6 protein-coding genes and 1 pseudogene are annotated in these 7,319 nt (G+C 66.8%); 1 reads left to right on the top strand and 6 read right to left on the bottom strand.

The features are described 5' to 3' along the window. Positions 1 to 385: 385 nt before the first annotated feature. From msrQ to clpB, 3 genes are all read right to left on the bottom strand, one after another. Positions 386 to 1,012, bottom strand: a complete 627-nt coding sequence (msrQ, locus tag K1Y73_RS20780) for a protein-methionine-sulfoxide reductase heme-binding subunit MsrQ (RefSeq protein WP_225030268.1) — start codon at positions 1,010 to 1,012, stop codon at positions 386 to 388. Further along, a complete protein-coding gene (msrP, locus tag K1Y73_RS20775; RefSeq protein WP_225030266.1) occupies positions 1,012 to 1,944 on the bottom strand; it encodes a protein-methionine-sulfoxide reductase catalytic subunit MsrP in 933 nt (310 codons plus the stop codon). The genes msrQ and msrP overlap by 1 nt, the downstream gene beginning before the upstream one ends. Before the next feature lie 144 nt (positions 1,945 to 2,088). After that, positions 2,089 to 4,704, bottom strand: coding sequence for an ATP-dependent chaperone ClpB (clpB, locus tag K1Y73_RS20770; protein ID WP_225030265.1), 2,616 nt, complete (start codon positions 4,702 to 4,704; stop codon positions 2,089 to 2,091). Positions 4,705 to 5,016: 312 nt separating this feature from the next. Here clpB and K1Y73_RS20765 point away from each other — a divergent pair, with 312 nt between their 5' ends. Continuing rightward, positions 5,017 to 5,538 carry a hypothetical protein gene (locus K1Y73_RS20765; protein WP_225030263.1) on the top strand — a complete coding sequence of 174 codons (522 nt, stop codon included), beginning with the start codon at positions 5,017 to 5,019 and terminating at the stop codon, positions 5,536 to 5,538. A 31-nt stretch (positions 5,539 to 5,569) separates the two neighbouring features. Here K1Y73_RS20765 and K1Y73_RS20760 read toward each other — a convergent pair whose 3' ends face one another. From K1Y73_RS20760 to K1Y73_RS20750, 3 genes and pseudogenes are all read right to left on the bottom strand, one after another. Then, entirely contained in the window at positions 5,570 to 6,343 is a 774-nt protein-coding gene (locus K1Y73_RS20760) for a hypothetical protein (protein ID WP_225030261.1), read from the bottom strand. A gap of 54 nt (positions 6,344 to 6,397) precedes the next feature. Next, the gene (locus K1Y73_RS20755) at positions 6,398 to 7,108 is read right to left on the bottom strand and encodes a copper homeostasis protein CutC (protein WP_225030259.1); all 711 of its coding nucleotides are present in this window, start codon (positions 7,106 to 7,108) and stop codon (positions 6,398 to 6,400) included. Next, positions 7,099 to 7,319: pseudogene (locus K1Y73_RS20750) on the bottom strand (ROK family protein); the annotation flags it as partial. The pseudogene K1Y73_RS20750 and the gene K1Y73_RS20755, both read right to left, overlap by 10 nt.

Genomic DNA, 7,319 nt, shown 5'->3' with positions numbered 1-7,319 from the left:
CCGATATGCAAACGATCGTCGCCGAAACGACCAAACCGCCCGCATATCCCTTCATCTTACATCAATGTCAAAGAGCGATCTTTCAGACAAAAAAGAGTTGATGCGCCGGTTTCCCAGCGTATCCACGCTTGCCTTGTCTTCAGATTTTCCGGTCAGTCCTGGCTGCTTTCGCTGCCGCTTCCTTCCGTCCCGTCGCTTTCTTTCGGCGTTTCCGCGTCCCGTCCGCTTCGGTGAGGCGGTGTTTACGGAGGACGCTCGGAAGCCGCAAGAGGAAAAAGTGACGGTCCTGCGAATTTTTTCCAAAAACTCGAAAAAGCAGGCGTTTTCCATGGGTTGCAGAAAGGAAGATGCCCAGAACGGCGGTTCCGGGCAACTTTCTTGCGACTCAGCGAGCGACTCGGGCGGGTGCCCCTGCGGCAGGCCGCCGAGGCCACAGGCTGCGGACCGCGCGCGCCCCCAGAAGCCCCCCGCCCAGCGCCATGTAGATCAGGATCTCGGGCGTCCAGACCTTCAGCAGCAAGGCGAAATGCAAAAGCCCCAGCACAAGCGCCGCATAGGCCAGCCGGTGCAGGCGCTGCCAATTGCGCCCCATCCGGCGGATCGCGGCGCGAGTCGAGGTCAGCGCCAGGGGCAGCATCGCCAGAAGCCCCAGCATGCCCGCGATGATATAGGGGCGCTTCACCAGATCCCCCGCCGCCTGGCCAAGGCGCAGCCCCATGTCCAGCCAAAGCCAGGCAACCAGATGCAGCACGGCATAGCTGAAGGCCAGAAGCCCAAGGGCGCGGCGATGCCTGATCAGGTTCAGCCCCAGCCAGCGCAGCGGCGTGACCGCCAGGCTGGCCAGAAGGAAGCGCAGCGCCCATTGCCCCAGATCATGTTCGATCGCCTTGACCGGGTCGGGGCCAAGCCCGCCGAAGACCGCACCCCAGATCAGCAGCGCCAGGGGAACAGCACCCAGAAGCCAAACGGCCGGCTCGGGCAGGCGGCGCAGCAGCGCGTTGATCCGGTCCATCAATAGTCCTTCGCCAGATCCTGGCCGGCATAAAGCCCGGCGACCTGGTCGCCATAGCCGTTGAACTTGACCGTATCCTGGCGGCCGCCGAACAGCCCGGCACCAACCCGGCGTTCCGAGGCCTGGCTCCAGCGCGGATGGTCCACCTCGGGGTTCACATTGGCATAGAAGCCGTATTCGCTGGCCTGCAGCATGTTCCAGGTGGTGGGCGGCATCTTGTCGACCAGGCTGATCCGCACGATCGACTTGATCGACTTGAAGCCGTATTTCCACGGCACGACCAGCCGGATCGGCGCGCCGTTCTGCCTGGGCATCGGATCGCCGTAGAGCCCGGTGGCCAGAATCGTCAGCGGATTCATCGCCTCGTCCAGCCGCAGCCCCTCACGATAGGGCCAGTCGATGAAGCGGGCGCGCTGGCCGGGCATTTCCTCGGGGCGCAGCAGGGTTTCGAAGGCCACGTATTTCGCCCCGCTCTGCACGCCCAGCCGGTTCAGCAATCCCGACAGTTCGAAGCCGATCCAGGGGATGACCATCGACCAGGCCTCGACACAGCGAAAGCGGTAGATGCGTTCTTCCAGCGGCTGGCCCTTGATCAGGTCGGCCAGATCATAGGTTCCGGGCCGGTCGACAAGCCCGTCGACCTTGACCGACCAGGGATCGACCGTCAGCCCGCCGGCATAGGCGGCCGGGTCGCCCTTGTCGGTGCCGAATTCGTAGAAGTTGTTGTAGCCGGTGATGGTCTCAAGACTGTCGGGCGCCTCGGAGGTGGAATAGCGGCTGGCGGCGGCCTCGATCCGGGCGGCGGCGGGGCGGGCCAGGGCGCCGGCGGCCAGGGCGCCCATGCCGGCGGCGATGATCTGGCGGCGGTTCAGGAAAGCGGCCCGCGGCGTGACATCGGACCAGCGCAGGTCGGTCTTGAAGGATCGGATCATCGCAGGGCTCCCTTGGGTTTTTGCGCATGCTAAACCCAGTACGAAGAAAGCCGGCCCGGCGTTGCAGCCGTTCACGCATCTGTGCGCGGAAATTTCCGCCCGCGCGGACGCGCAGCGAAAAGGGGGCCCGAAGGCCCCCTTTCCTTAATGCACCACGGCCTGGTTGGGCCTTTCGCGCCGGCTGGCGATCACCCGGTCGCCGACGATCAGGCCCTCGGCCCCGGCCGTCACCGAAACCTCGGCCCCGTCCAGGATGTCGCCGGCCAGGATCATCTCGGCCAGCGGATCCTGCAGCTGGCGCTGGATCACCCGCTTCAGCGGCCGCGCGCCGAAGACCGGGTCATAGCCTTCATCGGCCAGCCAGGTCTTGGCGGCATCGTCCAGCGTCAGCGAGATCTTGCGGCTGGCAAGCCGCTGTTCCAGACGCCGCAGCTGGATTTCCACGATGCCCGACATATCCGCCCGGTTCAGCCGGTCGAAGATGATCTGCTCGTCCAGACGGTTCAGGAATTCGGGGCGGAAATGCGCCCGCACCGCATCCATCACCTCGGCCTTCGCCGCCGTGGCATCGGCGCCTTCCGGCAGTTCCGACAAGGCCCGCGCGCCCAGGTTCGAGGTCAGGATGATCAGCGTCTGCTTGAAGTCCACCACGCGGCCTTGACCATCGGTCAGCCGGCCATCGTCCAGAACCTGCAGCAGCACATTGAACACATCCGGGTGCGCCTTTTCCACCTCGTCGAACAGGACGACCTGATAGGGCCGGCGCCGGACGGCTTCGGTCAGCACGCCGCCTTCGTCATAGCCGACATAGCCGGGCGGGGCGCCGATCAGACGGGCGACCGAATGCTTCTCCATGAATTCCGACATGTCGATGCGGACCATCGCATTGTCGTCATCGAAAAGATACTCGGCCAGCGCCTTGGTCAGCTCGGTTTTCCCGACGCCGGTCGGGCCCAGGAACAGGAAGCTGCCCAAGGGCTTGTTCTCGTCCGACAGGCCGGCACGCGACCGGCGGACGGCGCGGCTGACCGCCGCGACCGCCTGGTGCTGGCCGATGACCCGGCGCCCGAGTTCATCTTCCATGCGCAGAAGCTTGTCCTTCTCGCCTTCCAGCATCTTCGTCGTCGGGATGCCGGTCCAGCGTTCCACCACTTCGGCGATCTGCTCGGGGCGCACCGATTCCGAGACCATCTCGGTCCCTTCGCGGCCCTCGGCCTCGCCCAGCTTCTTCTCCAGTTCCGGGATGCGGCCATATTGCAGCTCGCCCGCCTTGGCGAAATTGCCTTCGCGCTTGGCCTGATCCAGTTCCGCCCGGGCCTTTTCCAGCTGTTCCTTCAGATCGCGCGCCGCCTCAAGCGAGTCGCGTTCCGCCTGCCAGCGCGCGGTCATCTCGGCCGAGCGATCCTGCAGATCGGCAAGTTCCTTCTCGATCTTTTCCAGCCGGTCCTTCGACGCCGCGTCGTCTTCCTTCTTCAGCGCCTCGGATTCGATCTGCATCTGCAGGATCTGCCGGTCCAGCGCATCCAGTTCCTCGGGCTTGGAATCCACCTCCATCCGCAGCCGGCTGGCGGCTTCGTCGACCAGGTCGATGGCCTTGTCGGGCAGGAAACGGTCGGTGATATAGCGATGCGACAGCGTGGCCGCCGCGACCAGGGCCGAGTCGCTGATCTTCACCCCATGGTGAAGCTCATACTTCTCTTTGATGCCGCGCAGGATGCTGATCGTATCCTCGACCGTCGGCTCCTGCACCAGAACCGGCTGGAAGCGCCGGGCCAGCGCCGCGTCCTTCTCGATATACTTGCGGTATTCGTCCAGCGTGGTGGCGCCGACGCAATGCAGCTCGCCCCGGGCAAGCGCAGGCTTGATCAGGTTGGCGGCATCCATCGCGCCATCGGTCTTGCCGGCGCCGACCAGGACGTGCAGCTCGTCGATGAACAGAACGATTTCACCGGCGGCGGATTCGATTTCCTTCAGGATCGCCTTCAGACGTTCCTCGAATTCGCCGCGATACTTGGCGCCCGCGATCAAGGCGCCCATGTCCAGCGCCATCAGCTTCTTGTTGCGCAAGGATTCCGGCACGTCGCCATTGATGATGCGCAGCGCCAGACCTTCCGCGATCGCGGTCTTACCCACGCCCGGTTCCCCGATCAGCACCGGGTTGTTCTTGGTGCGGCGCGACAGAACCTGCATGGCGCGGCGAATTTCCTCGTCGCGGCCGATGATCGGGTCGATCTTGCCTTCCCGCGCGGCCTCGGTCAGGTCGCGGGCATATTTCTTCAGGGCTTCCATCGTGTCTTCCGACGAGGCGCTGTCCGCCGTCCGTCCTTTGCGAATCTCGTTGATCGCGGCATTCAGCCCCTGCGCCGTCACGGCGCCCGCCGTCAGCGCATCCTTGGCGCGGGTATTCACCAGCGCCAGCGCCGTCAACAGCCGTTCAACCGGAACGAAGCTGTCGCCGGCCTTCTTGGCCACCTGCTCGGCTTCGTCCAAGACGCGCACCAGCGAGGGGTCGATATAGGTCTGACCGTCCCCGCCCGAGACTTTGGGCAGTTTGGCAATGGCGGCATTCACCGCCTCGTTCACCCGTTCGGGCGCGCCACCGGCCTTGCGGATCAGATTGGCCGCAAGCCCCTGGTCGTCATCCATCAGGGCTTTCAGAAGGTGATCGGGCAGCACACGCTGGTGGCTTTCCCGCATCGCAATGGTCTGCGCCGCTTGCAGGAAGCCGCGCGACCGTTCCGTGAACTTTTCCAGGTTCATCGGGTCACTCCTTTCATAAGCACCGCCGGAGAGGCGCCCTGAACAGGCACGCCGCATCCTGGCCTTGATCCCCAGATGGGGGCAGCACCCTGGGCCTTCAAGCGGCCGGGCCGGGCCGCAAGACAAATTTCCCGAAATCCGCGCCCGGCAGGCGGCTGGGCCCAATTCCGCCGATCCGGCCCCGAACGACCGGCGGGAATCCGAAGCGGATCAGGCCCTTGCCGGATGGCCGCTTGCCAGATGCCCGCCAAGCGCCGATGGCAGGACAAAAGACCATGCAGAAGAAGACGGACAAAGGGCTCTGGGGGCAAGATGCAAGACGTATTGGAACCGATCCTGCCGCAAGTCCCTGTCGAGGGGATCGCGGTCCATATCGCCCGCGCCGGCCTGTCGATGGGCGACACCGCCGAGGCGCGGCTGATGCCCGATGGACGGGTCGGCATCTATGCGCGGGTGCGCCAAAGCCTGCTGGGGGTGATCCCGCGCCGGCGCATCGGCTATCTGGGCCATCTGGGGCCGGTCGCGGGGCAGATCGTCGCGCCCGCGCTGCTGGATGGCGCGCCCCTGCGGCTGCGCATCGTCCAGCTGACGCCGGAACATCTGGCCGGCGCCGGCGCGCCCGAGATCGAGATCTCGGTCTGGGGCGATCCGCGACTGCTGGTGCCGTTCCTGAACGTGCCCGACATCTTTCTGCCGCCGGATGACCGCGTGCCGCTGGACCTGCCCGAAGGCGCCGATGCGGACACGCAGGCAGAGCCGGGCGCCGAAGCCGATCTGTCCAGCGTGCCGCCGCTGCAATCCCAGCAAAGCCCCCGCGGTCGCAAGCCGCGCTGACCGCCCCACCTCGCCCCGCCCCGCCAGCGGGTCAGTCGCGCGGCTTGACGGTCAACAGTTTCTTCGGCCGCAGCGCCTCGGCCGCCTTGAACAGGCCGAAGGTCTGGTTGACGTAATTCACCGCCCCGCCGATCGCCTCCATATAGGCGGCCAGTTCGGCGGTGCGCTCGGCCTCGACCACCTGCACCGGGCGCGAGGGGTCCATCCCTTCGAACTGGCAGTAGAACAGCGGCTCGCCCCGGCGCAGGACGATGTCCTTCTCGGGCTCGTGCCATTCGAAGGCCCACATCAGGGGCCGCGGCCAGACCGAAACCGGAAAGCGCCCGCCGAAGATCGTGCCGGGCAGCGGGTCCTTGCGGTAATGCATGAAGGCCGAAAGCTGGGTGATATAGACCATTTCGTCGGCGATGAAGCAGTAGGGCAGGATCATCTGCAGCGTCGGCCGGTCGGGGTAGCGCCATTCGGTCTCGTTCACCAGGGTCAGCACGTCGCCGATCTTGTTCGACCGGATCGGGCTCGCCGCGCCGGCACGATTGACCAGCACCGCCTTGCCCTTGTCGTCGCGGGTAAAGCCGATATGCAGGTCGAAGGGGCATTTCACCATGAAATACCGGCTTTCCAGCTGGATCACGCCGGGGCAGCGCGCGGCGGATTTGGCATGCGCGCGGTTGGTCTGGCGGAAGCTGACGCGTTCGGGCGGGTCGTACAGAACGGCATTCTTATCGCTGGTGCGGAACCAGCCCACCAGGATCGGCCCCGATCCCGGGCCATCCTCGGGCCGCTCATAGGTCACGTTGATATCCATCTGCCCCGCCTTTCCCGCACTCGCGCGCCAGCAAAGCCCCAGCGCCCTGCCCTGTCAATCAAGCGCGGCACGCAGGGCCCGCACCGCGGCCGCGTCGGTGCGTCGCGCCCCGGCTGCGGCAAAGCCCAGCCGCAGCAGATCGGGCGGCGCGGGCCAGGGCGCGCTGCAAGAGGCATGCAGCTGGTCAAATCCCGCCGCACGGAACAGGGCGGCATTGGCCGCCCCGATCCCCGCCCCCGGCAGAATCGCGATCCGTCCCGCCGCCCGGTCGCGCAGCGCCTGCAGCCGGGCCAGACCCTGGGCCGCCGTCACCGCCCCGCCCGAGGTCAGGACCCGGCGGAACCCCAGCTCGATCGCCTGATCCAGCGCCAGATCCAGATCGGGCGTCAGATCGAAAGAACGGTGCAGCGTCAGGTCCAGCCCCTGCGCGGCCGCCACCAGCCGGCGCAGCAGCACCAGATCCAGCCGCCCATCGGGCAGATTGGCCCCCAGAACCACGCCTGACAGCCCCGCCTGCCGCGCCATGTCGATATCGCTGCGCATCACCGCCTCGGCCCGGGCCGAGAAGACGAAATCGCCGGGCCGCGGCCGGATCATCGCCAGGACCGGAACCCCGCAACCCGCCGCCTGGGCCATGAACCCGGCCGAGGGCGTCAGCCCGCCCAGCGCCAGCGCCGCGCACAGTTCGATCCGGTCGGCACCGCCCTGCACCGCCGCGGCAAGCCCGGTCGGGTCGTCGACGCAGACCTCCAGCGTCAGGCCCATGCCGCCCATCCCGCCTGGGCCGCGCCCAGCATGCCCGCATCGGGGCCGCATTCGGCCGGCACCAGCAGCGGCGCCTCGCTCAGCCGCAGGACCTGCCGGCGCACGGCGGCATCCAGATAGTCGACCAGCCCCTCGGCCCGGGCCAGACCGCCGCCCACCGGCACGATCCCGGCGCCGACCACATTCAGCACCATCGCCAGCGGCCCCGAGA

The organism is Xinfangfangia pollutisoli (genome assembly GCF_020179405.1).
Classification (GTDB): Bacteria; Pseudomonadota; Alphaproteobacteria; order Rhodobacterales; family Rhodobacteraceae; genus Pseudogemmobacter; species Pseudogemmobacter pollutisoli.
Note: the sequence above shows the minus strand (reverse complement) of the source record. Positions and strands in the feature narration are given on the sequence as shown.